Source organism: Microbacterium sp. MYb62, assembly GCF_002979475.1.
Lineage (GTDB): Bacteria > Actinomycetota > Actinomycetes > Actinomycetales > Microbacteriaceae > Microbacterium.
In genome coordinates this window covers 1-1,869 of the sequence record NZ_PCOY01000049.1, presented here as the reverse complement: position 1 = coordinate 1,869, position 1,869 = coordinate 1, and the positions used below count along the sequence as shown (strand labels likewise).

The following is a 1,869-nucleotide window of genomic DNA, read 5'->3' as shown; positions in this document are numbered from 1 at the left end:
GTGGGCGGGACCACGGGAGGGACCACGGGGGCGGGCGGCGGGACGACCGCCTGGCCGGCCTGATCCGCGTCCGGCTGCGTGCTCTCGGGCTCCACCGGGGGAGCGGGTGCTTCTTCCGGCTCCGTGGCGGGCGGCTCGGCGGCGGGAGGCACGATGACGACGGGCTCGTCGAGGTTCATCGTGTCATCGGGGCTGACATCGGCCGCGATCGACGACGAATCCTCGTCTCCGGCGTTGGGGAGCGAGGTCGCGGGCTCAGCGCCGGCGAGTCCGGGGATGATGGTCGACGCGGCGACGACGCCGGCGACGACCAGCGCGGCCGAGCCGACACCGACGAGGGCCCCGATCCCGGTGAAAGCTCCACCTGCTGATCCGGCTCCGCCGGACGCCCCCGCGGTGCCGCCCGTCGAGCCGCCGGCGCCGGAACCCGAGCCGCCGGTGGCGGCGAGGCCGGTCGCGGCGTGGCCCGCGCCGGGGTCGCCGGCGAAGACAGCTCCGGGGATGCTCGACGGCATGGCGGCCAGGGCGACGATCGGAGTTCCTGCGCCCTGCAGCGTCGCGAGATAGCCGGCGGCGCCGGTGACGCCGAGCACGAGAGGCAGCAGCACGAGCGCGAGGCGCTGGGAGACATCCTTCGCCTCGGCCGCTACGATCATGCAGCGTGCGCATTCGTCGAGGTGCAGCTCGAGTCGCTTGTGATCGCGGGTGCTGAGGTTGCCGCGCGAGTAGGCGCCGAGGTGCTCGATGGTCCACTGGCATTCGGAGCCGTCTTCGGCGCTGCGCAGGTGCGCCTGGATCCAGGCTTCGCGGAGCCCTTCGCGGGCGCGGAACGCCAGCTGCGACACCGCGCCGGCCTTCATGCCGAGGAGGGATCCGACCTCCTGCGGCTTCATCTGCTCGATCTCGGTGTACCAGAGCACTTCCTGCCAGCGCGAGGGAAGGCTGCGGAAGGCCTGCGCGGTCAGACTGCGGTCGAGCGCCTCGCTCGCTGCCTGGTCTGTGGTGTCGGGGTCGGCGACCGTGTCGAGCTCATCGATCGCGGTCTCGCGGCGGGAGCGTCCCCAGCCGGCGGCCGTGTTGCGGATGCTCGTGAACAGGTAGGCGCGGAAGGAGCCGTTGGGGCCGCCGCCCTTGACGATCGCCTGGTAGATCCGGGTGTAGGCCTCTTGCACGAGGTCGTCGGGGTCGATGGACGACGTGACCGAGCGCGCGACGGAGAGCCCGGACGGGTAGTGCCGTCGCCAGAGTTCACCGAACGCCTCCGTGTCACCGGAGCGGGTGCGGAGGATCAGGTCGGCATCGCCGATCGTCCCGTCGTGAGTCGTGTTCTCTTCGTGCACAATCATCCATCTGTCGCCGGGCGCAGGTGCGCCTTCACGGGAAGAGACGCATGAGAGCGCCTCTCATCACGCGACTCCACCATTCTCTCGTGAATCTCCCAGGGAAGCCACCCTTTCCTGCGAACTCCGAGCCGATACCCGGGTTCCTCCGGGCGTGGTCATGTCGTGCTGTCAGTCGGGAGAGAGAAACGATCTCGAGGTTTTTCGAGAAGTCGCGTAATGAATCGGGATGTGCACCGTCTCATCCCATGGAGACAGCCGTACGAATCCCTCCGGGGGGCGGGGTTCAGGCGCTGGTGCGGGAGGTATTCGCGCCGGTCGGGTGGGTCGGGAGCCTCGGGGGAGGAGTGCCCGGCCCCCCACCTCTGCAGGAAACGGAGACGCCGATCTGGGGAGAAGCAGTCTTCCGAACGTCTCGGCCCGAGCGCCGAGAAAACGGTTTCGCGAAGATTTTTCGAGAAGCCGCGTAATGAATCGGGATGAGCACCGTCTCATCCCATAGAGACAGCCATACGAATCCCTCCGGGGG

1 protein-coding gene is annotated in these 1,869 nt (G+C 69.2%); it reads right to left on the bottom strand.

Translation table 11 applies throughout. The features are described 5' to 3' along the window. Positions 1–1,340 (bottom strand): sigma-70 family RNA polymerase sigma factor (locus CQ042_RS20210; RefSeq protein WP_105672223.1); only part of this gene is annotated, 1,340 nt, incomplete at its 3' end. Between the last annotated feature and the right edge of the window lie 529 nt (positions 1,341–1,869).